The organism is Xanthomonas citri pv. mangiferaeindicae, assembly GCA_002240395.1.
GTDB lineage: Bacteria > Pseudomonadota > Gammaproteobacteria > Xanthomonadales > Xanthomonadaceae > Luteimonas > Luteimonas citri_A.
The window spans coordinates 2087307-2112293 of record CP016836.1 but is presented as its reverse complement, the minus strand read 5'-3'; the positions used below and the strand labels follow the sequence as shown (position 1 = coordinate 2112293).

At 70.5% G+C, this 24987-nt stretch carries 30 protein-coding genes and 1 pseudogene; 18 read left to right on the top strand and 13 right to left on the bottom strand.

Annotation, left to right across the window (positions count from 1 at the left end; translation table 11 throughout):
- Positions 1-27 precede the first annotated feature (27 nt).
- Positions 28-507, top strand: a complete 480-nt coding sequence (locus BEN78_09115) for a cupin (protein ID ASR43507.1) — start codon at positions 28-30, stop codon at positions 505-507.
- Positions 508-538: 31 nt separating this feature from the next.
- On the opposite strand, the gene BEN78_09110 is transcribed toward BEN78_09115, so the two are convergent.
- Positions 539-1261 carry a hypothetical protein gene (locus tag BEN78_09110; GenBank protein ASR43506.1) on the bottom strand — a complete coding sequence of 241 codons (723 nt, stop codon included), beginning with the start codon at positions 1259-1261 and terminating at the stop codon, positions 539-541.
- 146 nt (positions 1262-1407) lie between these two features.
- Here BEN78_09110 and BEN78_09105 point away from each other — a divergent pair, with 146 nt between their 5' ends.
- Positions 1408-1611: a hypothetical protein gene (locus BEN78_09105; GenBank protein ID ASR43505.1), complete on the top strand. Its 204-nt coding sequence runs from the start codon at positions 1408-1410 to the stop codon at positions 1609-1611.
- Positions 1612-1647: 36 nt separating this feature from the next.
- Here the strand turns inward: BEN78_09105 and BEN78_09100 are convergent, their stop codons facing one another.
- Positions 1648-1935 (bottom strand): hypothetical protein, encoded by a 288-nt coding sequence (locus tag BEN78_09100; protein ASR43504.1) that lies wholly within the window; start codon positions 1933-1935, stop codon positions 1648-1650.
- 471 nt (positions 1936-2406) lie between these two features.
- Between BEN78_09100 and BEN78_09095 the strand changes: the two genes are divergently transcribed.
- On the top strand, positions 2407-2625 hold the full coding sequence (locus BEN78_09095; protein ASR43503.1) for a transcription elongation factor GreA: 219 nt from the start codon (positions 2407-2409) through the stop codon (positions 2623-2625).
- A gap of 50 nt (positions 2626-2675) precedes the next feature.
- The gene (locus BEN78_09090; GenBank protein ID ASR43502.1) at positions 2676-3278 is read left to right on the top strand and encodes a 3-methyladenine DNA glycosylase; all 603 of its coding nucleotides are present in this window, start codon (positions 2676-2678) and stop codon (positions 3276-3278) included.
- Between the two features lie 9 nt (positions 3279-3287).
- On the opposite strand, the gene BEN78_09085 is transcribed toward BEN78_09090, so the two are convergent.
- The 4 genes from BEN78_09085 to BEN78_09070 all read right to left on the bottom strand — a co-directional run bounded on the left by BEN78_09085 (position 3288) and on the right by BEN78_09070 (position 5086).
- Entirely contained in the window at positions 3288-3611 is a 324-nt protein-coding gene (locus BEN78_09085) for a thiol reductase thioredoxin (GenBank protein ID ASR43501.1), read from the bottom strand.
- A 16-nt stretch (positions 3612-3627) separates the two neighbouring features.
- Positions 3628-4026, bottom strand: a complete 399-nt coding sequence (locus BEN78_09080) for an attachment protein (GenBank protein ASR43500.1) — start codon at positions 4024-4026, stop codon at positions 3628-3630.
- Positions 4027-4129: 103 nt separating this feature from the next.
- Positions 4130-4681: a hypothetical protein gene (locus tag BEN78_09075; protein ASR43499.1), complete on the bottom strand. Its 552-nt coding sequence runs from the start codon at positions 4679-4681 to the stop codon at positions 4130-4132.
- Between the two features lie 84 nt (positions 4682-4765).
- On the bottom strand, positions 4766-5086 hold the full coding sequence (locus BEN78_09070; GenBank protein ASR43498.1) for a hypothetical protein: 321 nt from the start codon (positions 5084-5086) through the stop codon (positions 4766-4768).
- A gap of 151 nt (positions 5087-5237) precedes the next feature.
- Here BEN78_09070 and BEN78_09065 point away from each other — a divergent pair, with 151 nt between their 5' ends.
- On the top strand, positions 5238-6854 hold the full coding sequence (locus BEN78_09065) for a hypothetical protein (protein ID ASR43497.1): 1617 nt from the start codon (positions 5238-5240) through the stop codon (positions 6852-6854).
- Between the two features lie 102 nt (positions 6855-6956).
- Entirely contained in the window at positions 6957-7667 is a 711-nt protein-coding gene (locus BEN78_09060; protein ASR43496.1) for a DNA-binding response regulator, read from the top strand.
- A 101-nt stretch (positions 7668-7768) separates the two neighbouring features.
- Here BEN78_09060 and BEN78_09055 read toward each other — a convergent pair whose 3' ends face one another.
- Positions 7769-8356: a hypothetical protein gene (locus BEN78_09055; protein ASR43495.1), complete on the bottom strand. Its 588-nt coding sequence runs from the start codon at positions 8354-8356 to the stop codon at positions 7769-7771.
- Positions 8357-8691: 335 nt separating this feature from the next.
- Between BEN78_09055 and BEN78_09050 the strand changes: the two genes are divergently transcribed.
- The 7 genes and pseudogenes from BEN78_09050 (at position 8692) to BEN78_09020 (ending at position 14870) form a co-directional block, all read left to right on the top strand.
- Positions 8692-10116, top strand: coding sequence for a heat-shock protein (locus tag BEN78_09050; protein ID ASR43494.1), 1425 nt, complete (start codon positions 8692-8694; stop codon positions 10114-10116).
- A 55-nt stretch (positions 10117-10171) separates the two neighbouring features.
- Entirely contained in the window at positions 10172-10528 is a 357-nt protein-coding gene (locus BEN78_09045) for a hypothetical protein (protein ASR43493.1), read from the top strand.
- An 87-nt stretch (positions 10529-10615) separates the two neighbouring features.
- Positions 10616-11056 (top strand): hypothetical protein, encoded by a 441-nt coding sequence (locus tag BEN78_09040; protein ID ASR45042.1) that lies wholly within the window; start codon positions 10616-10618, stop codon positions 11054-11056.
- Entirely contained in the window at positions 11053-11643 is a 591-nt protein-coding gene (locus tag BEN78_09035; protein ID ASR43492.1) for a hypothetical protein, read from the top strand. Before BEN78_09040 ends, BEN78_09035 begins: the two co-directional genes overlap by 4 nt.
- Positions 11640-12760, top strand: a pseudogene (locus tag BEN78_09030) (AI-2E family transporter). Before BEN78_09035 ends, BEN78_09030 begins: the two are co-directional and overlap by 4 nt.
- Positions 12761-12782: 22 nt before the next feature.
- Positions 12783-13496, top strand: a complete 714-nt coding sequence (locus tag BEN78_09025; GenBank protein ASR43491.1) for an HAD family hydrolase — start codon at positions 12783-12785, stop codon at positions 13494-13496.
- A gap of 12 nt (positions 13497-13508) precedes the next feature.
- Complete coding sequence (locus BEN78_09020; GenBank protein ID ASR43490.1) at positions 13509-14870, top strand: leucyl aminopeptidase; 1362 nt, start codon at positions 13509-13511, stop codon at positions 14868-14870.
- A 38-nt stretch (positions 14871-14908) separates the two neighbouring features.
- On the opposite strand, the gene BEN78_09015 is transcribed toward BEN78_09020, so the two are convergent.
- The 5 genes from BEN78_09015 to BEN78_08995 form a co-directional block, all read right to left on the bottom strand.
- Positions 14909-15292 carry a hypothetical protein gene (locus BEN78_09015; GenBank protein ID ASR43489.1) on the bottom strand — a complete coding sequence of 128 codons (384 nt, stop codon included), beginning with the start codon at positions 15290-15292 and terminating at the stop codon, positions 14909-14911.
- 103 nt (positions 15293-15395) lie between these two features.
- The gene (locus tag BEN78_09010) at positions 15396-16016 is read right to left on the bottom strand and encodes a DNA-binding response regulator (protein ASR45041.1); all 621 of its coding nucleotides are present in this window, start codon (positions 16014-16016) and stop codon (positions 15396-15398) included.
- Between the two features lie 18 nt (positions 16017-16034).
- Complete coding sequence (locus BEN78_09005; GenBank protein ID ASR45040.1) at positions 16035-17231, bottom strand: two-component sensor histidine kinase; 1197 nt, start codon at positions 17229-17231, stop codon at positions 16035-16037.
- Between the two features lie 64 nt (positions 17232-17295).
- Entirely contained in the window at positions 17296-18078 is a 783-nt protein-coding gene (locus BEN78_09000) for a hypothetical protein (protein ID ASR43488.1), read from the bottom strand.
- Complete coding sequence (locus tag BEN78_08995; GenBank protein ASR45039.1) at positions 18075-19010, bottom strand: multidrug ABC transporter ATP-binding protein; 936 nt, start codon at positions 19008-19010, stop codon at positions 18075-18077. The genes BEN78_09000 and BEN78_08995 overlap by 4 nt, the downstream gene beginning before the upstream one ends.
- 234 nt (positions 19011-19244) lie before the next feature.
- On the opposite strand from BEN78_08995, the gene BEN78_08990 reads away from it, so the two are divergent.
- The 5 genes from BEN78_08990 (at position 19245) to BEN78_08970 (ending at position 24277) form a co-directional block, all read left to right on the top strand.
- Entirely contained in the window at positions 19245-20474 is a 1230-nt protein-coding gene (locus BEN78_08990; protein ASR43487.1) for an efflux transporter periplasmic adaptor subunit, read from the top strand.
- A gap of 93 nt (positions 20475-20567) precedes the next feature.
- Entirely contained in the window at positions 20568-21263 is a 696-nt protein-coding gene (locus tag BEN78_08985) for an ABC transporter ATP-binding protein (protein ASR43486.1), read from the top strand.
- A 206-nt stretch (positions 21264-21469) separates the two neighbouring features.
- Positions 21470-22636 carry a hypothetical protein gene (locus tag BEN78_08980; protein ASR43485.1) on the top strand — a complete coding sequence of 389 codons (1167 nt, stop codon included), beginning with the start codon at positions 21470-21472 and terminating at the stop codon, positions 22634-22636.
- A gap of 10 nt (positions 22637-22646) precedes the next feature.
- A complete protein-coding gene (locus BEN78_08975; GenBank protein ASR45038.1) occupies positions 22647-23975 on the top strand; it encodes a hypothetical protein in 1329 nt (442 codons plus the stop codon).
- On the top strand, positions 23972-24277 hold the full coding sequence (locus tag BEN78_08970) for a hypothetical protein (GenBank protein ASR43484.1): 306 nt from the start codon (positions 23972-23974) through the stop codon (positions 24275-24277). The genes BEN78_08975 and BEN78_08970 overlap by 4 nt, the downstream gene beginning before the upstream one ends.
- Positions 24278-24302: 25 nt before the next feature.
- On the opposite strand, the gene BEN78_08965 is transcribed toward BEN78_08970, so the two are convergent.
- Positions 24303-24887, bottom strand: coding sequence for a hypothetical protein (locus tag BEN78_08965; protein ID ASR43483.1), 585 nt, complete (start codon positions 24885-24887; stop codon positions 24303-24305).
- Positions 24888-24987 lie beyond the last annotated feature (100 nt).

The following is a 24987-nucleotide window of genomic DNA, read 5'->3' as shown; positions in this document are numbered from 1 at the left end:
CGGGCCCCCACCCGCTGTCCCCGCCCCATGCATGAGGAACGCCTGACGCTGAGTCGCAACGACTGGGTGCCGAACAATCCGCGGCTTCCGGTGCGCATCTACCGTGGCCTGCGCATGGCGACCGATGCGCCCTTCGACGCCGCGGCCTTCGAAGCTCGCTTCTCGGCCAACGGCTGGCCGCCCGACTGGCGCGGCGGGGTCTACGACTATCACCACTTCCATTCCAGCGCCCACGAGGTGCTTGGCGTGGCCGCCGGGACCGCCGCACTGATGCTGGGCGGCCCCGACGGCACGATCGTCGAGGTCGGTGCGGGCGATGCGCTGCTGCTGCCGGTCGGCACCGGCCACTGCTGCGTGCGGGCCGACGCGGCGTTCTGCGTCGTCGGCGCCTATCCCCGCGGCCAGGAGTGGGACATCCAGCGCAGCGCGCCCGATGCGAAGACGCTCGAGCGGATGCACGCCGTGCCCGACCCGCGTCGCGACCCGGTGACCGGCAAGCGCTTCTGATCCGCGTCGCCACCGGCACCGCAACAGCGCGTCAGTCGTCGTCTTCGTCGAAGGCGTGCGCGAGCCAGTCGCCGTCGGTCTCGTCGTCGTGGCGCTCGTGCGCCGCGGGCTCGAGCAGCGTGTAATCGTCGACATCGGGGCTGCGGATGCGCCGCGAAACCGGATAGGCCTCCAGCAATGGCTGCGGCATGGTCTCCAGGAAGCGCGGTGCCGCGGGCGGACCGGCCAGCCAGTCGCCGATTGCCGCGGCAGGCATGAACACCGGACCGTCGGGCACCAGCGGCGCCGGGATCGCCGGGTTGGGATGGGTCAGCACCGCGAACGTGTACAGCTCGGGTGTGTCCTTGGCCCAGTGGTCCCACAGCCCGGCAGCGAACAGCGGCTCGCCGTCCTGCGCCTGGATGAAGTACGGCACCGGCGTCTCGCCGCTGCGGTCCCATTTGTAGTAGCCGTTCATCGGCACCGCGCAGCGGCGGGTCTCCCAGGGCCGCCGGAAGATCCGGCTACGCGGGGCCCGCGCCAGCCGCGCGGTCACCGTGGTGTAGGGCGTTTCGGGCAACGGCGACCAGCGCGGCACCAGGCCCCAGTCGAAGTCCTCGACGACCGGGCCGTCGCCGCGATCGAAGATCACCGCCGCCGGGCGCCGTTTGCCGATGTTGTAGCGCGGCGGGGTGGCCGACAACGTCTCGCCGACGGTCCGGGGCAGCGCCGGCGGCCACGGCGCATCACCAAAGGCCTGCACGAACCTACGCATCGCTCGGACCGGGTGCCACCGGCGCGGGTTGTCGGCTGGACATGCGTGCATTCTCTCCATGGCCGCGTGAAGCGGCCGCGCCGGTCTTCACGTGCTGCCTCCGCGCTGCGGGCCAGGGTCGTGCGCTCCCCAACGAGGATGACGACATGCAGCGCACGCCAGATCCGCAGGATGCCCCGATGCCCGACGGTGACGTGCCCGGCTCGGCACCGCATCCGATGCACGACCCGATGCCCGACCGGCCGATCGATCCGCCTGTGCCGACACCGGGCGATCCCGAACGCGACCCGCAGCCGCAGCGCGATCCACCGTCGCCCACCCGCCCGCAGGATCCACCGCGACCGGCCTGACGCGATCCTGTGCCACGCCGGCCTGCCGAGGGCGCGTCACGCCATCGCAGGCGCCCGCGGCTGCCAGCAGGCCTCGCGCTCGCGCCGGGGAAGCGGCGATGCCGGCGTTATCGCAGGGACCACGCGTTCGCCTTCAAAGCCGCCATCCACGCTGTGGATGCGCACAATGGCGCCGCACAGCAGCACCGAGGCGTCGCTCGCCAGTTGTCGGAACGCAGCATCGCGCGTGGGGTGGTGAGAAAGCGTCCGTCCGGAGCCGGCGTCGAGCAGGGTCCAGTCGAGCGAAGCCGCGCAGTGGCGCAGCAGATAGCGGATCGGGGTCATGGCGGCCTTCAGTCAATGAGAGCGACGACCGGGGTGACCGGCGCCAACGCATCATGAATGCCGCCCGATGAGTGCCCGGTGTGCAGCGCGTCGATGGGCTGCACTATCTGCACGAACGCCAACCGGCGCACCCACCGGAACCGAGGTGGGATCGCCAGCGCGCGCGTGGCGGGGCACAATCGACCTCGGGGCGACGCGAGGGCGTCGCCTTTCGTCTGTGTCTCGCCGGCACACCCGTTGCCGGCCCTTCTTGATGGAGAACCTGATGTCCACGCTTCCCCGCAGCGGCCTGCCGCCGTCCGATGCTGGCGCCACGCCGGCGATCACTGTGTCCAGCATCGACCTGGCGCGGCTCGAAGCCATGCTGCAGTCGCCCGCGCTGCGCAACCACCCGACGGCCGAACTGCTCCAGCGCGAGCTCGACCGCGCCGAGGTGCTGCCCCCCGACGCCATGCCCCCGATGTCGTGCGCATGCACACGGTCGTCGAGTGCGAGGACGCCGACGGTGCCCCGCGCCACCTCACCCTGGTCTATCCCCAGGAGGCCGATGTCGCCAAGGGCCACGTCTCGGTGCTCGCGCCGGTCGGCGCCGCATTGCTCGGTCTGTCGATCGGACAGTGCATCGACTGGCCGACGCCCGGCGGCGTCCTGCGCCTGCGCGTCACCTCCGTGCAGCCGTTCGAGGGCTGATCCGGCCCGGTTTCGCGCGCCGGCGATGCCGGCAGCGGCAAGCTCGCACCATGCGTCCCCTGCCCCGATCGTTCTACGCGCGCGATGCCCGCCGCGTCGCGCCGGACCTGCTCAACAAGTGCCTGGTGGCCCGCGATGGCCGCCGGGCCCGCATCGTCGAGGTCGAGGCCTACTGCGGCGCCGAGGACGAGGCGGCCCATTCGTTCCGTGGCCCCACGCCACGCAACCGGGTGATGTTCGGACCGCCCGGCCATCTGTACGCGTACTTCATCTACGGCATCCACTGGGCGATCAACGCGGTGTGCGGCGACCGCTGCGGCCATGGCGTACTGCTGCGCGCAGCCGAGCCGTTGCTCGGGCTGGCCGAGATGGCCGCCGCACGCGGCACCGCCGACCCGGCCTTGCTGGCGTCCGGGCCGGGGCGTCTGGCCCAGGCCTTCGGGGTCTCGGGCGCCGATGGCGGGCTGGACCTGACCTCGCGCCGCGCTCGCCTGTGGATCGGCGACGACGGTACGCCGCCACCCGATGCGCCCATCGCCACGCCGCGTATCGGCATCCGTCGCGCCGCCGACCGCCCCTGGCGCTGGGCCGTGCCGGACCATCCGCATGTCTCGCGGTTCCGGTCGCTGCCGCGCAAGCGCGCGCCACGCTGACCGCTCGACTCAGTCGGATGCGGCGAGCGCAGCCTCCACGTCTTCAACCGAACCGGGGCGCGTGACGCGGGCGACCTCGACACCGTTGCGCAGCACGACCAGGGTCGGCCACAGTTTCACGCCGAAGCTGCGGCCCAGCGGCCGGCCCTTGCCGTCTTCGACCTTGATGTGGGCAAGATCCCGACGCCGCTCGATCGCAGCACGCAGCAGCGGCTGCGCGGCCTGGCAGTGACCGCACCAGTTGGTTCCGAACTCGAGTGCGAGCACGCCTGTCATGGCGTCGATGTCGTCGCGCGTGGGCGTGTTCGCGGAGTAACGTGCGGTCCAGGCCATGATCAGCCGCTCCGGCTCAAGATAATGCACGCTCGATCGCGTCGAGCGGCAGGTTCGTGTAGTCCTTGGCCAGATCTGCGACCAGGCGCTGGGTGGTCTCCTTGTGCAGCAACGGACGCACCCGTCCCAGCGTGTTCGGGTCGGCGATCAGCACCAGGTCGGTGAACTTGTTCTTCAGCGCGCCTTCGTTGAGCCCCAGGGCCAGCTGCTTGGCGAATGTGGCCTCGTCGAGCTGCGATGCGCTCGATTCTGCGGGCATCGCGCCGGCCGGGCCGTCGTCGTCGAGGTTCATGCCTTCGAGCAACGCTTCCTGGCGCAAGGCCAGCGTGCCTGCCTCGCCAACGTTGGTGAACACGCGCGCCGCGCCCCCGTTGGCCACCACGATCATCGCGCCCTGGGGAATCTTCATCGTCATCGTTTCGCCTCCACTTCGCTGCATTGCGCCGGATGGCGCCGAGCCAATGTAGGCAGGCGGATGTGAGCGCGATGCAATGCGACGCAGCTCGAGCGCGGCACGGTCAGCGCCAGGGCCGACGCCCCTCGGTCCACGAGCCCGAGCGCGTCCGCCCGGCCGGCCACGGCTCATGGATGTCGCGCCAGGTCGGCCCGAATGGCGTGTCGAACGCGTCGTACATCCCATCGCCGGGCAGCAGGCCCAGGCCACCGTAGCCCACCGGACCGTCCGAACGCGCCACGCGCAGATTGAGGTTCACGGTGCCGCCTGCCTCGCCCTCGCGCTCGCGGCACAGATTCAGATCGGCGGCGTTCCAGTGGCTGGTGCCGCCGCGTGAGGAATGGCCGATGCCGGTGCTGACGCTGCCGGTGATCGCGCGCTCCTGGCCGTCGGGCGCCGTCGGGCAGCCGCCACGCCGCACCAGGGCATCGTCGTGGCGCTGACGCCAGGCGGGCGTCGCGGTGCGCGGTCCGGTGTACTCGCCCTCGCCGAAGACGGCCTCGCCGGTGAACATCGGCGTCTCGGGCAGGCGCAGGTCGGCGCGTCCATCGCTGGCATGGGCCAACGGCGGCGCCAGTGCGGCCGCAAGCAGCCAAGTCAGCATCCAAGTGCGCATGGCGCAGGTCCCGTTACGCCCGAGGGCGACGACTCACGCTACCAGTGTTTCGTTGAATCGTCGCTGGCCGCGGCCCGACGCCGATCAGCCGTAACGCATCCACAGGCAGTCGATCGCATCGAGCGCGATGTGCACCAGCAGGCCGATCGCCAGCAGCCGCGTGCGCCGCGGCACCAGCAGGACGCCGTAGACCGCGACCGCAGGCGCGGTGTGCAGCGGATGGAATCCGATGCTGCAACGATCGGGCTGGTACACCGGGTCGGCGACCAGATGATCGAGATCGATCAGCCAGCCGAGCAGCAACAGGCCCCAGGCCTGCAGAAAACGCTTACGCCAGAACATCCAGGCCAGCAGCGCCGGCACCGCGGCGTGGAGCAGGAGGTGGACGACGGCACGCGCACCCATCGTGAGTCTCCGGCGGGGCGCGACAGGGTACGTCACCCGGGCCACGGCCGATCACGCCCATCCCGTACCATGTCGTCCCTTCCTTGGGAAGGCGCAGGGGCTGCTTCGATGCGAAGCGGTGAGCGAAGCAGGCATGAAGGCAGGATCGGGGATGCGCAAGGCGGGGCTGCTGACGATCTTTGCAGGCGTGCTGTCGCTGGCAGCCTGCGTCGGGTGGCATGACGATGCCCCTGTGGTCACGGGGCAGCCGACGACGGCGGTCGAGGCCTCGCAGACTTGCGACCATGCGCACACCGGGCCGCATGTCGCACTGCGCCTGCCGGCCCCCGAAGGCGGCTGGTCCGGCGCGCCACAGGCCGTGGTGGTGATGAACACCTTCGCCGGCTCGGTCGACATCCGACATGGCACGCGCATCCGCTGCGGCTCGCCCGAAGACGCCCGGTCGCTGGATTCGCGGTTCCGCGCCGGGGTCGGGGCGGTGATCGTGCCGGATGCAGGCGACACCGCGCCGATCGAAGTGGGCTTCGACGACAACGCGCTGCCACTGTGGCGCCCGATCGTCCAGTTGGGCGAGCCAGCGCCGATCCAGCGCGCCGACATCGCACGCTTCGCGGTCCGCATTGCGTCGATCGCCGTGGTGCTGACCCTGCTGGTCTCGGCACTGCTGGCGTTTTTCGCCACCCGCGAGCGTGCATTCGCCAGTTACGCGATCGCCGCATCGCTGTTCGCACTGTGGCAGGCGTTGCTGTCCGGCTTGTGGGCCTGGCCCCGCCCCTGGCTTCCGGTGGCCGGTATGACCGTGCAGGCCCTGGTCGGGCTGGGGCTGGGCATGGCCGGACTGACCGCCAGCGCGTTGCTGCGCCAGTCGGGCCTGCGACGACGACACCCACGGCTCGATCGCGCCGCCACGTGGGGCGCGCGCGGCCTGATCGCGATGGCCGCCGTGGTCCCCTGGCTGCCGGTGCAGGCAGTGGCCGGCCTCTCGGTTGCGATCGAGCTGGGTTTCTATCTGCTGTGTCTGGCGTTCGCGATCGCGGCACTGACCGCACTGGCGCAGCGCCGCGGCGACGGCTTGCTGCTGCTGGCCGGCGTTATCCCGTTCCTGCCGATCGCCGGCCTGCAGGCGGCCTGGCCCGATGCGCTGGCGCTGTGGAAAGTCGAGGCGTTCATGCTGGCCGGTGGCTGGCTGGCGCTGACTTGCAGCATGACCCTGACACTGCGCCTGGGCCGCTTGCGTCGACAACGCGACGAGATGCGCATGCTCGCGCAGACCGATGCTCTGACCGGCCTACCCAACCGGCGTGCCGCGCTGGAACGACTCGAGCAGTGCATGGCCGATGCGCGCGAGACCCACACACCGCTGACGATCGCCTTCCTCGACGTCGACCACTTCAAGCGCATCAACGATGTCCATGGCCACGAGACCGGCGACCGCGTCCTGCGTCATGTGGCCCGCGCGTTGCGACACGCCTTCCGGGACGCCGACCACATCGCGCGCATGGGCGGCGAGGAATTCCTGGCGATCCTGCCCGGCGCCGAACCGGTGCATGCGCAGACCCGCATCGACGTGCTCCGCGTCTCACTGCAGGACATCGGCAGTGCGCTGGGCATCGCCGGCCTCCAGGTCACCCTGAGCGCCGGCGTGAGTGCCTTGCACCCGCTCGACCGGGACACCGCGGCCCTGCTGCGCCGCGCGGATTCGGCGATGTATGCGGCCAAGCGCGGCGGCCGCGATCGGACCGAAACGGCCGCGGCCGCGGTCGCCTGACGACGCTGCACGACCGCCTGACCGAGGCGCCGCCGCGTTCACCGGACCTGCACCGATTTGATGCGACCTTCGCGGACCTTAACTGCAGTCGGAGTTCGTTGGATGGCGCATCACAGCCCCGGAGGCCTCGTCCTTCTGGTCGAGGACAACCGCAATATTTCCGAGCCGGTCGGCGAGTACCTGGAAAGCCGGGGGTTCGAAGTGGACTATGCCGCCGACGGCCTGGACGCCTACAACATCGCCTCCGAAAATCCGTTCGACGTCATCGTGCTGGACCTGATGCTGCCGCGGCTGGGCGGCATCGAAGTGTGCCGCCGCTTGCGTGCGGACGGCCGCAATGCGACCCCGATCCTGATGCTGACCGCGCGCGACTCGCTGGAGGAGAAGATCGAGGGCCTGGAGGCCGGCGCGGACGACTACCTGACCAAGCCGTTCGACATCAAGGAACTCGAGGCCCGGATCCGGGCACTGATCCGCCGCGATCGTCGCGAGGTCGGGGCTGCGGTGCTGGAGGTCGGCGACCTGCGACTGGACCCTGTCTCGCTACGTGTCCAGCGCGGCGGACGCGAGCTCAATCTCGCGCCGATCGCGATGAAGATCCTGACCATCCTGATGCGCGAAGCGCCGCGGGTCGTGACCCGCCGGGAGATCGAACAGGAGATCTGGGGTCTGAGCCTGCCCGACTCCGACACCCTGCGCAGCCACTTGTACAACCTGCGCAAGATCATCGACCGCGACCAGCCGGTCCAGCTGTTGCACACGATCACCGGCGCCGGCTACCGGATCGCGGACCTGAGCCAGGCGGTCGCCTGAGCCATCGCCGCCATGCCGTCACGGCATGGCGGTCGAGCAGCCCCGTTCGATGCGGCTTGCGCCGCGCCGCATGGTGTCCGACAAGACCGACGCGCGGGCGCCTAGCGTGTCTTGGCGGCCGTCTTGCGCGGAGCCTTGGCCGCCGTGCCGGTACGTGCTGCCTGGGTCGTCGTCGCGCCGGCGGTCCTTGGGGTCGCCTTCTTGGCGGTTTTCTTGGTCGCTGCCTTGGTGGTCTTCTTCGCGACCTTCTTGACGACGTTGCCGGCGTCGGCGAGCTGTCGGGTGGCCTTCTTGGCGACCTTGCCGACGGCGGTCTTCGCTGTCGTCTTGGCGCCCGGACGCGCAGCCGTCTTTTTGGCGGCGTCCACCGAACGCGCCTTCGCAGCCGCGCGCTCGGTCGCGGTCCGTCCGGCGCCCTTGCGCTTGAGCGCGGCGATCTCGGCCGCGGCAGCCGATTGCGCGGTCTCCAGCGTCTCGCGCGCTGCGGCCACGCGCCGACTCACCGCATCGGCGGCCTTGGCCACGATGCGGCTGGCGCGATCGCCCAGCGTGCGCGCGCCGTCCGCCACGGCCGACTCGGCGTGTCGGGCGGAGCTCTCGACCGACGCGGCGGCCTTCCGGACCCGCTTACGCACGACCGCGACCACATCGCCGGCGCGTCCGGCAGTTGTCCCCTTGTCCTTGCCCATGCTGCTGCCCCGTCCTGTGCGTACGGGCCCATCGCCCGCACCCGGCAATGTAACGCGCCGCGCTGCGGTCGAGTAGCGGCGCGCCGTGCCGGCGGGCCTTGGCGGCAATGCCGGGTTGCCGCACCGGCCGGGGCGCCTCGCCTGATCGAGCGGTGCGCAATGGCGAGCGCATGAATGCGGACTTCAACACCGATTCAAGCGAATGCAGCGACACTGCGCGGGCGCTGGCCGTCGCCGGTCTTGCAAACGCTTGAGCAACGCCGCGGCAGCCACTACGTTCGATCTCCGACCCGATTCGTTCCGCCACGGCCACGCCGACAGGGGATGCCACCGCCATGCGAGCCAAGACCACGCTTCTCGCCCTGACCCTTGCCGCCGCATTCGGCGGCTTCGCCGCAACTGCGATGCGCGACGCGCTGCAGCAGCCCGCGGCGGCGACGCCACCCGGCACCGCCGCAGTGCCGATGGTCGCCCTGCCCGCCGCCGTCGATGGCCAGCCGCTGCCGTCGCTGGCCCCGATGCTGCGCCAGGTCACGCCCTCGGTGGTGTCGGTGCATACCAAGCAGCGCGTGCGGGTGAGCCCGTTCGGCAACGATCCCTTCTTCCGCCGGATGTTCCCCGAGCTGTCGCAGGAACGCATCAACGAGTCGCTGGGGTCGGGCGTCATCGTCGACGCCGCGCAGGGCTACGTGCTCACCAACCACCACGTCATCGAAGGCGCCGACGATGTTTCGGTGACGCTGTCGGACGGGCGCACACTCGAGGCCGAGTTCATCGGCTCGGACGTCGATACCGACGTGGCGCTGATGCGGGTCAAGGCCTCGGGCCTGACCGCGATCCCGCTGGCGCAGGACAGCAATCTGCAGGTCGGCGATTTCGTCGTCGCGGTCGGCAACCCGTTCGGATTCGGCCAGACCGTGACCTCGGGCATCGTCTCGGCGGTCGAGCGCAGCAACGTGCCGGGCGTGGGGTTCCAGAACTTCATCCAGACCGACGCCTCGATCAATCCCGGCAACTCGGGCGGCGCGCTGGTCAACCTGCGCGGCGAACTGGTCGGCATCAACACCGCCAGCTTCAACACCCAGGGCAGCATGGCCGGCAACATCGGCTTGGGGTTCGCGATCCCGATCGGTCTGGCACGCAACGTGATGACCCAGCTGGCGACCACCGGCAGCGTGCAGCGCGGCACGCTCGGCGTCGACACCCAGACCGTCGATGCGCGCATCGCGCAAGGCCTGGGCCTGGAGACCCCGCGCGGCGCGGTGGTCACGCGCGTCTACGGCGGCTCGCCGGCCGCCGACGCCGGGCTGCGGACGGGCGATGTGGTGATCGCCGCCAACGGACAGCGCATCGACAACAGCGAGGCCCTGCGCAACTTCCAGGGCCTGCAGACGCTCGATGCGCCGGTCACGCTGGAGGTGCTGCGCGACGGCAAGCCGCTGAAGATCGACACCCGCCTGCGCGCATTGCCCCGCGACGGCGCGAGCTTCGATCCGCGCCTGGCCGGCGCGACCCTGGCCGACCTGCCCGAGGCGATCCGTCGCCAGAACAACCGCATCGGCGGCGTGCGCATCGAAAAGGTGGCACCGGGCAGCCGGGCGTTCGAAAATGGCCTGCGCGAAGGCGATCTGATCCTGGCGGCCAACAGTGGCGAGTTCCGCGACCTTGCCGGATTCCGCGACTCGCTGGCCAACCGTCCGACCGATCTGGCCATGCGCATTTCACGCGGCGGACGCATCTACAACGTGATCATGCGTTGACCCCATCCGCGCCGTGCGCGTCCGCACGGCACGTCCCACACAGGAGTGAGCGAACATGAGCCCCACCTCGACCGAAGCGGTGAAGTCCAATCTTGGCGAAGCCGGTAACCACCTGGCGCAGGCTGCGCGTGACGCGACCTCGGCCGTCAAGAATGCGGCCGGTGTCGCGGGCGAAGAGCTCAAGCTCGGCAAGGCCAGCGTCAAAGCCGATCTCGCCGGCTCGGCCTCTGCCGGGTTGGCCGCCGTCGAGGAAGGCACCGCCGCAGCGAAGGAACAGGCCGACCTGCTCATGGAGAAGGGCCGCGATCTGATCGACAGCGCCGCCGACCTGATCCGCGAGCGTCCCATCGCCGCCTTCGGCACGGCGTTCGCGGCGGGCTGGATCATCGCCAAGCTCGCCCGCACCAAGTAATCGCGGATCGACATGACCGAGCGCGTGACCGGGGAAGACCCGCGCGAGGGGCAACCGGCCGGCAGCGCAACCCGCGCGCCCGGCGAGGTGCCGAACCTGGATGAGAGCGTCCGCCGCGTCCGCGCGGCGGCCAAGGAGACGCTGGGCTCGGGGCTGGATACCGGACGCGCCCTGCGCAAGCTTGTGTCGGCCGACTTCGCCCTGGCCCGCAGCGCACTGGGGCGGGCCCTGGCATGGTCCGCAGTCTCCGTGGTGTTCGGCGCCTCGGCCTGGCTGCTGGCCATGGGCGCCGCGATCGCGTTGCTGCAATCCTGGGGCCTGTCGTGGCTGGCCTCGATCTCGATCGCGATGGCCATCAGTCTGCTGGTGACCGCACTGGCGGCCTGGCGGGTCTCGGTGTTCTTCGATCATGCCGGCATGCACGCCACCCGGCGCCAGTTGACGCGGCTGGGGCTGTTCTCCGAAAGCACGCCAGACGAGGACGACGAGTCGACCCCGCAGCCAACGCAACAATCGAGGACGCCATGAACTTCGAAGGTCTCAAGACACGGGTCGAGCGTGCCGAGGCGTTGGTCGATGGGCGCGTGGTGCAGACGCTCGACCGCCACGCCGCGTTGCGTTCGAGCTGGCGCGAGGCCTGGACCCCATCGCGGATCGTAATTGCCGGCCTGATCGGCGGATTCGCGATGGGCGTCTCGCAGCCGAAGCTGGCGCTGCGGCGGCTGGGCAAGATCGGCGGGCCGAAGTCGTTGCAAATGATCAGCGCACTGTCGGGCCTGGCGTCGTCGATCCAGGCGACGATCGCTGCGGTCAGTGCCAAGCAGGCGGCCGAATCCGCCGATGCCTCCGAAGACGCCGCGGCCGACGCCGCCACCGAGGCGACGTCGCCCACCGCAAGCGCTGCTGCGACGGCCCCCCCTTGGATCCGAGCGCCGCATCGGCCCGTGTCGCGACCGCCGCAGACGACACCGCAGCCGTACCGGTCCCGGCCCCCGCGCCGATCGTCGTCGCCCGGAGCCCACCTACGACGCCCAGCCCCGGCCTGCCGAGGCAGCCACCGAAATCTCGGAATCGGGACGCTGAGCGCGTCGCAGACGCGCCCTTTCCTTCGATGAGCACCCCGACCACGCCGCCTCCGCCGGAGGATGCACCGCCGCCGGTGCCCACGCCTGTGGCCCCCAGGCCGCGCGCCTCGACTGCGCTGGTGGTCCTGACCACGCTCGCGGTGCTGGTCACGTTGTGGGCCGCGCAGGGGGTGATCCTGCCGGTCCTGCTGGCAATGTTTTTCGCGCTGGTCGGCAATCCCGTGCTGCGCGGCCTGCGCCGGTTGTGGATTCCCCGCTTCGTCGGCGCCTTGCTGGTGTTGACCGCCGGGCTCACCGCCACCGGCATGCTCGGCACCCAGCTCTACGGGCCAGCCAGCGAATGGGTGCAGCAGGCGCCCAAGCAGTTGCGTGCGCTGGCGCCGCGTCTGAAGCAGATGACCCAGCCGGTGCAGCAGGCCAACCGGGCGGCAGAGACCTTCGCCCGCGCGACCGAGGACCGGCCGCAACGCCGCGTGCAGTTGGTGCGGATCCAGGATGACAGTTCGTGGCGCACGCTTGTCGCTACGCCGCGCATGCTGGCTTCGGTGCTGGCAGTGGTGCTGCTGACCTTCTTCTTCATGGTCTATGGCGAGAACCTGCAACGCAACGCGATCGCTCTGTTGCCCGACCGGCAGCGCCGCAAGCTCACGGTCGACATCCTGCAGTCGATCGAGCGCGAGATCTCCCGCTACGTGCTGACCATCTCGATCATCAACACGCTGCTGGGCGCGCTGTTTGCCGGCATCCTGCTGTGGATGGGGCTGCCGCTGCAGGATGCGCTGCTGTGGGGGACGGTCGTCGCGCTGTTGAATTTCGCCCCTATGTCGGTCCGCTGATCGGCGTGCTGCTGATGCTGCTGATGGGCTTCGTCAGTTACGAGGGCAGTTGGCCGACCCCGGCCTGGGCGCCGGTGATTCCGGCGGCGATCTATCTGGCGCTGCACACGCTCGAGGGCCAGTTCGTCACCCCGATCGTGCTGGGCCGGCGGATGGCGTTGTCGCCATTGATGCTGGTGCTGGCGCTGCTGTTGTTTGGCTGGATGTGGGGCATCGTCGGCCTGCTGCTGGCGGTGCCGTTGCTGGTATGTGTGAAGCTGGTGCTCCGGCGCGTGGAGGGCTTCGAGGGCTGGGCGCGGCTGCTGGCCTGAGCACGCCCGCTACAATGGCCGCATGCGATTTCCCATCCGCGCCATCACCATCGATCTCGACGACACCGTGTGGCCCTTCGCACCGATCGGCACCCGCATCGAACAGGCGCTCGACGCCTTCCTGCGCGAACACAGTCCGGCGACCGCCGAGCGCTACCCGATCGAACGCATGCGCGCTTTGCGCGCGCAGGTGTTCGCCGACAACGCGCACCTGGCGCACGATGTCGAGGCCCTGCGCCAACTCACGATCGAGCACGCGCTGCGCGACAGCGGCGGCGATGTCGGCCTGCTCGATGCGGCCTATCGGGTGTTCCACGCTGAGCGCAACCGCATCGAGTTCTATCCCGACAGCCTCGAGGCACTGGCACGGATCGCCGCGCGCGTGCCGATGGCCGCGCTGACCAACGGCAATGCCGACATCGAACACATCGGCTTGTCGCATCTGTTCGCGTTCAAGCTGGCCGCGCGCGAGCACGGCGCGGCGAAGCCGGAAGCGAGCATCTTCCATGCCGCCTGTACGCGGCTGGGCTGCGCGCATGGCGACGTGCTGCACGTCGGCGACCACATCGAGATGGACGTCGCCGGTGCCGCGCGCGCGGGGCTGCGCAGTTGCTGGATCAACCGCGAAGGCCGCCGCTGGGAGCATCCCGAGCTGACGCCCGATCTCCAATTCGACACCCTCACCGCACTCGCCGACTGGCTCGACACCGTGCCGACCGCCGCCGACGATGCCTGACAGGACCCGCTCATGACCCACAACATCACCGACCTCTTCGCCGCTGACGCACGCGATGCCCGCCCACTGCACATCGTCTCGCGCAAGCACTACGCTGCCTGGCGCGACAGCCAGCCGGCCGCCATCGGCCACTGGCTCGATGCCCAGGCCTTCGACGGCGCCGCGGGCGCCTTGACCCTGCTGCCCGGCGGCGACGGCCTGGCCGGCGCGGTGATCGGTATCGGCGATGCGCACGACCCCGACAGCTACGCGCATGCCGTCTACGGCCTGCCCGAAGGGTGCTGGCACCCGGTCGGCCACTACGCGGCCGATGCATTGCAGCTGGGCTGGGGCCTGGGTGCGTATCGCTTCACCCGCTACAAGGCCACCGCGCGCAAACCGGCGCGCCTGGCGCTCGACCCCGATCCGGCGATCGTCGACCTGATCGCCGCGACCGCGCGCGTGCGCGACCTGGTCAACACCCCGACCGAAGACATGGGGCCCGAACAGATGGAGGCGGTGGTCGGCGACATCGCCGCCGCACATGGCGCCACGTTCGAGAGCATCGTCGGCGATGCCTTGCTGGCAAGGAACTTCCCGGCCATCCATGCCGTGGGCCGTGCCTCGCACCGCGCACCGCGCCTGCTGCACCTGCAGTGGGGCGACGCCTCGCATCCGCATGTGGCGATCGTCGGCAAGGGCGTGTGCTTCGACACCGGCGGGCTGGACATCAAGCCGGCCGACGGCATGCGCAACATGAAGAAGGACATGGGCGGCGCGGCACACGCGATCGCGCTGGCCGAACTGGTCATGGCGCGTCGGCTGCCGCTGCGGATCACGCTGCTGGTGCCGGCGGTCGAGAACGCGATCGGCCCCGATGCGTTGCGTCCGGGTGAGGTCATCGCCACGCGCAAGGGCCTGAGCGTGGAGATCGACAACACCGATGCCGAAGGCCGCCTGGTGCTGTGTGACGCGCTCGCCTACGCCGCCGAGCAGGCGCCCGACACGCTGCTCGATTTCGCCACGCTGACCGGCGCGGCGCGCATCGCGCTGGGCCCCGACCTGCCGGCGCTGTTCGCCAACGACGACGCGCTGGCCGCCGCCTGGATCGCCGGCGGCGAGGCCACCCGCGACCCGGTCTGGCGCATGCCGCTGTGGCGGCCGTACCTGCGCTACCTGACCAGCGGCATCGCCGACATCGCCAATGCCGGCTCGCGCATGGCCGGCAGCGTCACCGCGGCGCTGTATCTGGAGCGCTTCGTGCCTGGCGATCTGCCCTGGGCGCACCTGGACACCTACGCCTGGAACGACAGCAGCCGTCCAGGCCATCCGCAGGGCGGCGAGGCACTGGGCCTGCGCGCGGCGTGGGCAATGCTGCAGGCGCGCTGCGGCTGAAAAACGCCGGCCGACGGCGCGGCGGCAACGCCGCGTCGTCAGCGCAGCCAGCCGCGCCGTGCGGCCGAGCGGGCGAACAGCCAGATCGAACCGACCACCAGCACCAGCAGCACCGGCATCGCAGGCCCGGTGGGAAACAGTGCAGGCTGCAGCACCAGGCCGGCGCCGACCAGCACCGCGACCGCGACGAAGGCCGCAAGCAGCATCGGCACCGCCCAACGGCGGGCCAGCAGCAGCGCGACCGAGCCGGACGTGCCGGCGACTACGGCCAGGCCGGAGACGAGATCGAACCACATCGGGAGCGCGGTCGTTGCGACCTCGGTCTGCGCCGGCAGCGTGGCCAGCCGCAGCATCAGCAGCAACAGGCCGAACAGGTACCACAGCAATGCGATGAGGGCGACGACACGGCCGCCCAGCGGCATCGAGGATCGGATCACAGGGCCTTCCGGCAAGCGTGCACAACCGAGCACGGGCCAACGAGGCTAGCAGCCCGCCGCCACTACGCACAGCCAGCTGCGGCCGTCGCTACAGCCAGCCCTTCTGGCGGGCGAGCCGGTAGGCCTCGATGCGGTTGCCGGCGCCGAGCTTGCCGATCGCCTCCGACAGGTAATTGCGCACCGTGCCATGCGAGAGCTGCAGCCGCGCCGCGATCTGGGTCGCATCCAGCCCCTCGCCGGCAAGGCGCAGCGCCTGCCGTTCGCGCTCGCTCAGCGGATCGGGTTCGCTCCAGGCCTCGAGCGCGAGTTGCGGGTCGATCGCCCGCCCGCCGTCGTGGACCCGGCGCAGGGCCTGGGCGAGCTGCTCGGGTGGCGCATCCTTGAGCAGATAGCCGCCGACGCCGGCATCGAGCGCGCGGCGCAGGTAGCCCGAGCGCGCGAACGTGGTGACGATGACCACGCGCACCGGCAAGCCATGGCGCTGGATGCGCTGCGCAAGCTCCAGGCCGGTGAGGCCCGGCATCTCGATGTCGGCCACCAGCACGTCCGGGGCAAGGCGCTGCAGCGCGCGCCACGCCGATTCGCCATCCCCCACCGCACCGACGACCGCCAGGTCCGGTTCCAGATCGAGCAGCGCGGCCAGCGCACCGCGCAGCATCGCCTGGTCCTCGGCGATGAGGATGCGCAACTGCGCGTCGGCGGTGGGCATGCGCGGCATGGCGCGACGTTAGCAGGCCCCGGCGCGCAGGCGCGTCCCCGGCACCCACACCGGGGCGGGCAGCGGGATGCGCGCATCGACGCGGGTGCCTTGGGCGCCGCCTTCGACATGCACACGGCCGCCCAGCGCTTCGATGCGCTCGCGCATGCCCGACAGGCCATTGCCCGGCACGATCGCACCGCCGCGGCCGTCATCGATCACCTGCAGGCGGATCGCATCGCCCTCTCGCGAGAACGCCGCCTGCGCTCTGCGCGCGCCGGCATGGCGCTGCAGATTGGTGACCGCCTCGCGCAGCGTCATCGCCAAGGCCGTTTCCACCTCGGGCGGCAGGCCTGCGCCGACGACGTGGTCGTCGAGCACGTAGTCGAACGCGATCCCATCGGTCTCGAGCAGCAGGCGCGACGATGCGAGCTCGGCGGCGAGCCCGGCCGCGCGGATACCGCTGACCGCTTGGCGCACCTGCGCGAGCGCATCGCGTGCGATGCCGCCGACCTCGCCAATCTCGCGGCGCGCGCCATCGGGATCACGATCGACCAACCGCGACGCGAGATCGGCCTTGAGCGCGACCATCGACAGCGTGTGCCCGAGCAGGTCGTGCAGGTCGCGCCCGATGCGCTCGCGCTCGGCAACCGCGGCCAGGCGCCGGACCTCGTCGTGCGACAGCCGCAGTGCCGCATCCTGCGCATGCCGCAGGCGGTCGACATGCACCAGCATGCCGATCACCCCGGTGGTGAGCGGCATCCAGGCCAGCGCCGTCCATGGATAGCCGAGCCAGCGCGCCCACACCAGCAACACCGCATTGAGCGCCGCCAGCGTCAGCGCATAGCGCCACACCGACCCGCGCGACAGTGTGCCGAGGAACACGCAACCGAACACGAAGTAGCTCAAGCCCGACACGTACCAGGGCAGCATGCCTAAGCACATCGCGATCATCGCCGCCGCGCACCAGGACGCGCGGCGCGGCGGCAGAACCAGAGCACCGACGAACAGCGCCAGGAACATCGGATACGACAGCAGTGTCAGCAGCAGCCAGCGCAGGTCGTAGCCGCGTTGCGAGAACATCGGCACCACGAACACCCAGACCGACCACAGCACGTGGATGCCCTCGCTCCATGCCGGCCGGCCCTGGCGCAGGGCCATCCCGAGCACCGAATCGGGCGCCGGGCGCAGCCCGGCGATGGGACGAAACGGGACCTGGTCTGGCATCTGGGCGCTCACGGCCGCCAGCGTAACCGGCCCCAGGGGCGGCAGGCGATCTGGGTCCATGCGCTCAGCCCACCCGCGCCAGCCGGCGCAGCGCAAGCCCCGCGCAGACCACCGTCGTCGTCGTCAGCACCGCGACGTGCACGCCAGCGGCGCCCCCGGCATCTGCCCCCAGCACCGCGAGCGCGAGCTGGCCGTGGTGATAGGCCGGCCACAGCGGCGCCAGTTGCACGAGTGCATCGGGCAGCATCGACAACGGCAGCCACAGACCCGACAGGAAGGCCATCGGCAGGAACAGCACGTTCGCCCAGGCCGGCGCGGCATTGGCGCTGGCGACGCTGCCCAGCAGCAAGCCGATCGCGCAGAACGGCAGCGCGCCGAACACGGTGACGGTCCACAGTTGCACCCATTGCGCCGGCGCCAGCGACACGCCGCCGAACGCCGTCGCCAGCGCCGCCAGTTCCAGCACGATGATCAGTGAGAACAGCAGCGCGATCGCGGCACGCGCCACCAGCCAGGCACCGCCGGGGGCCGGCAGCGCACGCTGCAACGCGAAGAATCCGCGTTCGCGGTCGATCGCCAGCGTCACCGAACATCCGAACAGACCCGCCCCCATCGCGCCGAACACCCCGTACGTCGCCAGCAGGTAGCGGGCGGCCTCAGCACTGCCCCGGTTGCCGCCGAGCACGAGTCCGAACATCGCGTAGAACGCTGCAGGAAACAGCAACGTGGGCAGCACGTACATCGGCTCGCGCAGCAGACGCAGCAGTTCGCAGCGCACCGTCTGCGCCACCGCGCGTACGCCCCGGGCCCGCCCGGCCGACGCGCCGATCCGGGTCCGCGCGCTCATGCGCCTGCTCCCGCCCGGGCCTGCCCAGGTCCAGTGGTCAGCGCCTCGGCCAGGTCCGCGCGGCGCACCTCGAGCCCGCCGGCCTGTGGATCGGCCTGCAGCAGCCTGCGCACCACCGCGTCGGCATCGTCGGTCACGATCGCCAAACGCCCTTCCGTCCGGGCCACCGACATCACACCCGGCCAGGTCGCGATCTCGCCTTCCGGCAGCGCGCTGTCGCAGGCCACGCGCCGTTGCGCGACTCGCGCCCGCACCGCATCGACGCTGCCGGCGACACAGACACGCCCGGCCGCCAGTACCACGACGCGATCTGCCAACGCCTCGGCTTCGGCCATGTCGTGCGTGGTCAGCAACACGCCCGCCCCGCGGGTCACCAGGGTACGGACCGTCTGCCAGACCTGTCGCCGAGCGTCGTGGTCCAGGCCGGTCGTCGGCTCGTCGAGGAACAGCAATTGCGGACGGCCGCACAGCGCGAGCGCGAACTGCACACGGCGTTGCTGCCCGCCCGACAGCCGACCATAGCGCCGCGACAGCAGCCCCTCGAGCCCGGCCAGGGCGACGCAGTCCGGCAGGCTGCGCGGCGCCGGATACCAGCTGCGCACCAGCGCCAGCAATTCGCCGACCTGCAGTCGTTCCGGCAACTGCGCCTGTTGCAGCATCACGCCGATCCGCCATCGTGCATCCGGGTCGGTGGGCGGGCGACCGAACAACCGGGCCTCGCCCTGGTCGGCAGGTTGCAGGCCGAGCAGAACGTCGAGGGTCGTGGACTTGCCCGCACCGTTGACCCCGAGCAGCGCGGTGACCTGGCCGGGCGGCACCGCCAGGTCCACACCATCGAGCACACGGACGCGCCCGCGGGTGCGCACGACACCGCGCAAACGCGCGAGCGGCTCGACGACGGCGGGTGTGGGCGAATGGGCGATCGCAGGCATGGACATCATCGCGTCTCCTTCGGGCCGGGAGCCACCAGTCTTGGCACTGGGCCCGCGTGGCATCAGACGCAAACGTCAGTACGATCGCCTGACAGCTGTCACGTGCTCCCGGGACCTGCGCGGCGGCAGACTGTGCCGGTGCGGCGCACCCGCCCGCCGGCCTTGGCCGCCGGCAGATTGGAAACCCTCGCCCCCCGCGGTCACACTGGCCGCAGTTCTCCCGTCCAGGCTTCGATGAACACGAACGCAGACCTGCTCAAGGAACTCCGCATCGACCGCAGCGCCCCGCCGCCGCCGTCGCGTCGCCGCCTGTGGATCGGGCTCGGCATCGCCGCTGTGGTCGCGATCGTCCTGTTGCTCGCAGCCTGGCTGCTGGCGCCGCGCGCGATCGAAGTCGAGACCACGGGGGTGGCCGCGCCCAGCGCGCCGGGTAGCGCCGGCGGCTCGGTGCTCGATGCCAGCGGCTACGTCGTCGCCCGCCGGATGGCGACCGTCTCGGCCAAGATCACTGGCCGCGTGCGCGAGGTGCGGATCGAAGAAGGCCAGCACGTGCAGGCCGACGAGATCCTCGCCACCCTCGATCCGATCGACGCCGATGCCCGGCGCGATCTGTCGGCCGCGCAGCTCGAGGCCGCGCGCAGCCAGGTCGCCGGCGTGCAGGCGCAGCTGACCGAGGCCACCGCCAATGCCGAGCGCCTGCAGGCGCTGGTCGGCCAGCAATTGGTGTCCAAGGCGCAGTACGAACAGGCGGTCGCCCAGCGCGACGCGCTGCGTGCGCAACTGGCCACCGCGCGCCGCAACGCCAACGTCGCCGACGAGCAGTTGCGGATCTCCACGATCGGTGTCGACGACACCCTGGTCCGCGCACCGTTCGCCGGCGTGGTCATCGCCAAGGCCGCGCAGCCGGGCGAAATCGTGTCGCCGCTGTCGGCCGGCGGCGGCTTCACCCGTACCGGCATCGGCACCATCGTCGACATGGACTCGCTCGAGGTCGAAGTCGATGTCGGCGAGTCCTACATCGGCCGAGTGTCGCCGGGCATGCCCGTCGAGACCACGCTCAACGCCTATCCCGACTGGAAGATCCCCGGCAGCGTGATCGCGATCGTGCCGACCGCCGACCGCGGCAAGGCGACGGTGAAGGTGCGTATCGCGCTCGACGCCAAGGACGCGCGCATCGTGCCGGACATGGGCGCGACGGTGAGCTTCCTCGAACAGGCACGCCCGGCCCAGGACGCCGACGCGCCGCGGCTGTCGCGTGTGCCGGCAACCGTGCTGGCCGAGCGCGATGGTGCGCAGGTGGTGTTCGTGGTCGACGGCGACGTCGTGCGCCAGCGCACCGTCGAACTGGGCCAGCGCATCGGCGGCAATGTCGAGATCGCATCCGGGGTAGCGCCCGGCGATGTGCTGGTGGTCAATGCGCCCGATGCACTCGCCGACGGCAGCCGCGTCCGGGTCAAGGACTGATCCACTGCAACGCGCACTTGCGCGAATGGCGCGATCGGTCACAACACGCTGCGCCCACTGCGCAGCACCACAGTTCCAGATCACGAAAGGGGAATGACGATGGCACTGGTGTCGATCCGCAATCTCACCAAGTCCTACCAGCGCGGACCCGAGCGGGTCGAGGTGCTGCACGGCGTCGATCTCGATATCGCCGAAGGCGATTTCGTCGCGCTGATGGGCCCTTCGGGTTCGGGCAAGACCACGCTGCTGAATCTGATCGGCGGACTCGACACGCCCACCGGCGGCGAGATCGCCGTCCACGGCGAGCGCATCGATCGGATGGGCGGCGGGCAACTGTCGAGCTGGCGCAGCCGCAACGTCGGCTACGTGTTCCAGTTCTACAACCTGATGCCGGCGCTGAGCGCGCAGAAGAACGTCGAGCTGCCGCTGTTGCTGACCAAGCTTTCGGGCGCGCAGCGCAAGCGCAATGCGCAGATCGCGTTGACCCTGGTCGGGCTGTCGGATCGCACCTCGCACAAGCCCAACGAACTGTCGGGCGGTCAGCAGCAGCGCGTGGCGATCGCGCGTGCGATCGTCTCCGACCCGACGCTGCTGATCTGCGACGAGCCCACCGGCGATCTCGACCGGCAATCGGCCGAGGACATCCTGGGCCTGCTGCAGACCCTCAACCGCGAACACGGCAAGACCATCGTCATGGTCACCCACGACCCGAAGGCCGCCGAGTACGCCAGCCACACGCTGCATCTGGACAAGGGCACGCTGGTCGGCGAGCACGCGGCAGCGGCCTGAGCGTCTGCGCCCTCCCCGCGTGCGGAGGGAGGGTTGAGAGGGGCAAACGATCAGTTCGACGAACAACACGCGCACGCACTGTGCGGGCCGCCTGTCTCGGCGATCTGGCCTCGCCCTCATCCCGGCCTTCCCCGCTAGCAGGGGAAGGAGAGAAAAGCCGACTCGCTGCGATACCGAATTCCTGAACTACACCGGCAGGACATCCCATGAAATACCTGCATCTGATCTGGGCCGCGCTGATGCGCCGCAAGACCCGCACCGCGCTCACCGTGGCGTCGATCGTTGCCGCCTTCCTGCTGTTCGGCCTGCTCGACGGCATCCGGGTGGCGTTCGCGCAACTCGGCAAGAACGCCGATGGCGCGCAGCGCCTGCAGACCGCTTCGCGGCTGTCGTTCATCGAGACGCTGCCCAAGGCCCTGGGCAAGCGCATCGAACTGGTCGACAACATCGAGGCGGTCACCTATGCCAGCTGGTTCGGCGGCACCTACCAGGGGCCGCGCAACCAGATCTTCAGCTTCGCGGTCGCGCCCAACTACCTCGATCTGTACCCGGAAATCGAGGTCGCACAGGCCGAGCGCGACGCATTCGCGAGCACGCGCACCGGCATCCTGGTCGGCGAGAAGCTGATGCAGCGCTTCGACTGGAAGGTCGGCGACCGCATCCCGCTGCAGTCGTCGATCTTCCCCAACAGCGACGGCTCGATGAACTGGTCGTTCGACATCGTCGGCGTACTGCGCAACCGCGGCGGCAAGCAGGGCGGCTTCAACGACCAGATGCTGCTGATGCACTACGACTACTACGCCGAGTCCACGCCGTACGTGGACAACGAGGTGGGCTGGTACGTCAGCCGGGTATCCGACGTGCGCCGGGCCGATCGCGCGGCCAAGGCAATCGATGCGCTGTCGGCCAACTCGCCCCACGAGACGCGCACGATGACCGAGGGCGCGGCGATCGCATCCCAGCTCAAACAGATGGCCGACATCGGCATGATCGTCAGCGCAATCATGGGCGCGGTGTTTTTCACCCTGTTGCTGCTGACCGGCAACACGATGGCGCAGGCGGTGCGCGAACGCACCTCGGAACTGGCGGTGCTCAAGACCATCGGCTTTTCCAGCCCCAGTGTGCTGATGCTGGTGCTGGCCGAATCGATGGTGCTGGTGGTCTTTGGCGGCGTGCTCGGCCTGGGCCTGGCAGCGGCGGCCAGCGCGGTGCTCAACCTCGTGGCCGGCGACATGATTCGTTTGCCCGGGATCGAATGGCGCAGCTGGCTATTGGGGCTGGGCTTGATGGCCGCGATCGGCCTGGTCGTCGGCGCGCTGCCGGCGCTGCGCGCGATGCGCCTGAACATCGTCGATGCCCTCGCGGGCCGCTGAGGAAACCGCCATGCATCCGTTGCTCAAAACCCTGTTGCAGAACGCCGGTCTGGTCGCGGCCTTGGTCGTCGCGCTTGTCGTCTGGATCCTGGCGCCGTGGTATGTGCTCCTCGCTGCCGCGCTCGCGGTTGCGCTGTGGATGGTGCTCAGCCACAGCGGGCGCCAGGCGGCGTCAGTCAGCCAGGTCGGCATCAGCACGCTCGGCCAGCGGCTGGGCGCCTCGTCGGTCGTGGTGATCGGGATCGCCGGCGTGGTCGCCGTCCTGGTCGCGCTGTTGTCGATGGCCGAGGGCTACCGGCAGACCGTCGGCGGCACCGGCGATGCCACCAATGCGATCGTGCTGCGCGGCGGCTCGGTCGCCGAGGTGATGTCCACGCTCGACCGCGCGACGATCAGCACGGTCGTGCAGGCACCGCAGATCGCCCGCAGCGCCGACGGTCGGCCGCTGGCCTCGCCCGAACTGGTCGTCGCCGCGACGCTGCCGCTGCGCGGCGGCGGGCCCGACGAGGACGGCAGCGTGCAGTTCCGCGGCGTCGGCGACATGGCCTTCCAGGTGCGGCCGAAGCTTCGGATCGTCGAGGGCCGGATGTTCGAGACCGGCAAGCGCGAGTTGGTGGTCGGCAAGGGCGCGCGCAAGCAGTTCGCCGGGCTCGATCCGGGGCAGTCGGTCCGACTGGGCAGCGACATCTGGCAGGTGGTCGGCGCGTTCGAGGCGGGCGATGCGACCGACTCGGAGATCTGGGCCGATGCCGAGGTCGTCGCCACTACCTACCGCCGCGGTTCGACGCGTGCATCGATCACTGCGCGGCTGACCGATCCGGGCGCCTTCGCCGCCTTCAAGGCCGGCCTTGATGCCGATCCGCGCACCCAGGTCGAGGTCAGCACCACACTGGACTACTTCGCCAAGCAGTCGGAGGGCATGTCCAAGGTGCTGCGCGTCATCGGCATCGTGGTGGGCTCGATCATGGCGGTCGGCGCGGTGTTCGGCGCGCTCAACACGATGTTCGCCACGGTCGCGGCGCGGGCGCGCGAGATCGCGACGCTGCGCGCGATCGGCTTCCGCGGCCTGCCGGTCGTGGTCGCGGTCATGCTCGAAACGATGTTGCTGGCGTTGCTGGGCGGACTGCTCGGCGGCGCAATCGCGTGGCTGTTGTTCGACGGCTACGGTGCCTCGACGCTCGCCGGCGGCGTCGGTCAGATGACCTTCGAGTTCCGGGTCACGCCTGCGCTGTTGTGGGGCGGGCTGAAGTGGGCGTTGGCGATCGGCTTCGTCGGCGGGTTGTTCCCGGCGGTGCGCGCGGCGCAGTTGCCGGTAACCACCGCGCTGCGCGCCGGATGAGCGGCGGCGACCCGGCCACGCTGTCGAACGCGGACCTGCAGCGCGAGATCCAGGCGCTGCAGGCCCGCGCGTTCGAACGTTATGAGGACGCGGCGCTGCAGGCCGAGGCCGCCCCCGACCGCGCCGAGGCCATCTATGCCCGCGCCGAGCGCGAGACCGCGCCGTGGATCCAGCGTGCCAATGCGCTCAACGCCGAACGCGTCGCGCGCTATCGCCGACGCGCGGCGCGCTGGCGTCAGGCCGCGATCGCGGTGGCGGTTGTCGGCACCGCCGGCGTGCTGTGGCTCGCGGTGATGCGCTAGCTGCGTCGCGCGGCCGGCGCGGCCTTCAGCTGTCGCGATCCAACAGGCCATCGGCCTGCGCCCGCCGGACGGCCTCGGCCGTATCGAGATCGCGCTGCAGCGCCGGCGCCTCCAGCCGGAACAGTGCGGGCTGCGGCAGTGCCGCGAGCAGCCCGCCGAAGCCCCGATCGCCGTGCAGCGCTTGCGCCTGCGCGAACAACACCGGCGACAGCACCGCCGGAATGCCCGGACGATCGCCGTGCAGCGTTGCCGCGCAGCCCGACGGTGCCATCGCCGCGCCATCGAGCAACGCGCGCAGATGTGTCGCCTCGAGCGCCGGCTGATCGACAGCAACCACCAGCACCGGCCCGGCATGCCCCTGCAGCGCGCGCGCCGCGGCGGCGAGGCTTGCGGCAATCCCCGTGCGCCACGCGGGCACGTCGCAGCGCTCGCCGGGTGCGGACGTCAGGGCGGCGGCGACCGCATCGCGATGCCCGCCCAGCATCACCACCAGCCGATCGGGCGCTGTGTCCGCCGCGAGCCGCACCGCACGGGCGACCAGCGGCCCGCCCGCACGCCGCAACAGTTGCTTGGGAAAGCCCAGCCGCGTGCTGCCACCGGCGGCGAGCACGACGACGGCATGGCCGGCCGTTTTGCGAGGAACGGTGGCAGGGCCCGCGACCGCAGTCGTATCGGAACAGGACATCGCGTCACTGTGCCAGAGGTCGCGC

Coding starts and splice junctions, on each gene's coding strand:
- BEN78_09115 (ASR43507.1), top strand. CDS start 28: ATGCATGAGGAACGCCTGACGCTGAGTCGCAACGACTGGGTGCCGAAC.
- BEN78_09110 (ASR43506.1), bottom strand. CDS start 1,261: ATGCGTAGGTTCGTGCAGGCCTTTGGTGATGCGCCGTGGCCGCCGGCG.
- BEN78_09105 (ASR43505.1), top strand. CDS start 1,408: ATGCAGCGCACGCCAGATCCGCAGGATGCCCCGATGCCCGACGGTGAC.
- BEN78_09100 (ASR43504.1), bottom strand. CDS start 1,935: ATGACCCCGATCCGCTATCTGCTGCGCCACTGCGCGGCTTCGCTCGAC.
- BEN78_09095 (ASR43503.1), top strand. CDS start 2,407: ATGCACACGGTCGTCGAGTGCGAGGACGCCGACGGTGCCCCGCGCCAC.
- BEN78_09090 (ASR43502.1), top strand. CDS start 2,676: ATGCGTCCCCTGCCCCGATCGTTCTACGCGCGCGATGCCCGCCGCGTC.
- BEN78_09085 (ASR43501.1), bottom strand. CDS start 3,611: ATGGCCTGGACCGCACGTTACTCCGCGAACACGCCCACGCGCGACGAC.
- BEN78_09080 (ASR43500.1), bottom strand. CDS start 4,026: ATGACGATGAAGATTCCCCAGGGCGCGATGATCGTGGTGGCCAACGGG.
- BEN78_09075 (ASR43499.1), bottom strand. CDS start 4,681: ATGCGCACTTGGATGCTGACTTGGCTGCTTGCGGCCGCACTGGCGCCG.
- BEN78_09070 (ASR43498.1), bottom strand. CDS start 5,086: ATGGGTGCGCGTGCCGTCGTCCACCTCCTGCTCCACGCCGCGGTGCCG.
- BEN78_09065 (ASR43497.1), top strand. CDS start 5,238: ATGCGCAAGGCGGGGCTGCTGACGATCTTTGCAGGCGTGCTGTCGCTG.
- BEN78_09060 (ASR43496.1), top strand. CDS start 6,957: ATGGCGCATCACAGCCCCGGAGGCCTCGTCCTTCTGGTCGAGGACAAC.
- BEN78_09055 (ASR43495.1), bottom strand. CDS start 8,356: ATGGGCAAGGACAAGGGGACAACTGCCGGACGCGCCGGCGATGTGGTC.
- BEN78_09050 (ASR43494.1), top strand. CDS start 8,692: ATGCGAGCCAAGACCACGCTTCTCGCCCTGACCCTTGCCGCCGCATTC.
- BEN78_09045 (ASR43493.1), top strand. CDS start 10,172: ATGAGCCCCACCTCGACCGAAGCGGTGAAGTCCAATCTTGGCGAAGCC.
- BEN78_09035 (ASR43492.1), top strand. CDS start 11,053: ATGAACTTCGAAGGTCTCAAGACACGGGTCGAGCGTGCCGAGGCGTTG.
- BEN78_09025 (ASR43491.1), top strand. CDS start 12,783: ATGCGATTTCCCATCCGCGCCATCACCATCGATCTCGACGACACCGTG.
- BEN78_09020 (ASR43490.1), top strand. CDS start 13,509: ATGACCCACAACATCACCGACCTCTTCGCCGCTGACGCACGCGATGCC.
- BEN78_09015 (ASR43489.1), bottom strand. CDS start 15,292: ATGCCGCTGGGCGGCCGTGTCGTCGCCCTCATCGCATTGCTGTGGTAC.
- BEN78_09010 (ASR45041.1), bottom strand. CDS start 16,016: ATGCCCACCGCCGACGCGCAGTTGCGCATCCTCATCGCCGAGGACCAG.
- BEN78_09005 (ASR45040.1), bottom strand. CDS start 17,231: ATGCCAGACCAGGTCCCGTTTCGTCCCATCGCCGGGCTGCGCCCGGCG.
- BEN78_09000 (ASR43488.1), bottom strand. CDS start 18,078: ATGAGCGCGCGGACCCGGATCGGCGCGTCGGCCGGGCGGGCCCGGGGC.
- BEN78_08995 (ASR45039.1), bottom strand. CDS start 19,010: ATGCCTGCGATCGCCCATTCGCCCACACCCGCCGTCGTCGAGCCGCTC.
- BEN78_08990 (ASR43487.1), top strand. CDS start 19,245: ATGAACACGAACGCAGACCTGCTCAAGGAACTCCGCATCGACCGCAGC.
- BEN78_08985 (ASR43486.1), top strand. CDS start 20,568: ATGACGATGGCACTGGTGTCGATCCGCAATCTCACCAAGTCCTACCAG.
- BEN78_08980 (ASR43485.1), top strand. CDS start 21,470: ATGAAATACCTGCATCTGATCTGGGCCGCGCTGATGCGCCGCAAGACC.
- BEN78_08975 (ASR45038.1), top strand. CDS start 22,647: ATGCATCCGTTGCTCAAAACCCTGTTGCAGAACGCCGGTCTGGTCGCG.
- BEN78_08970 (ASR43484.1), top strand. CDS start 23,972: ATGAGCGGCGGCGACCCGGCCACGCTGTCGAACGCGGACCTGCAGCGC.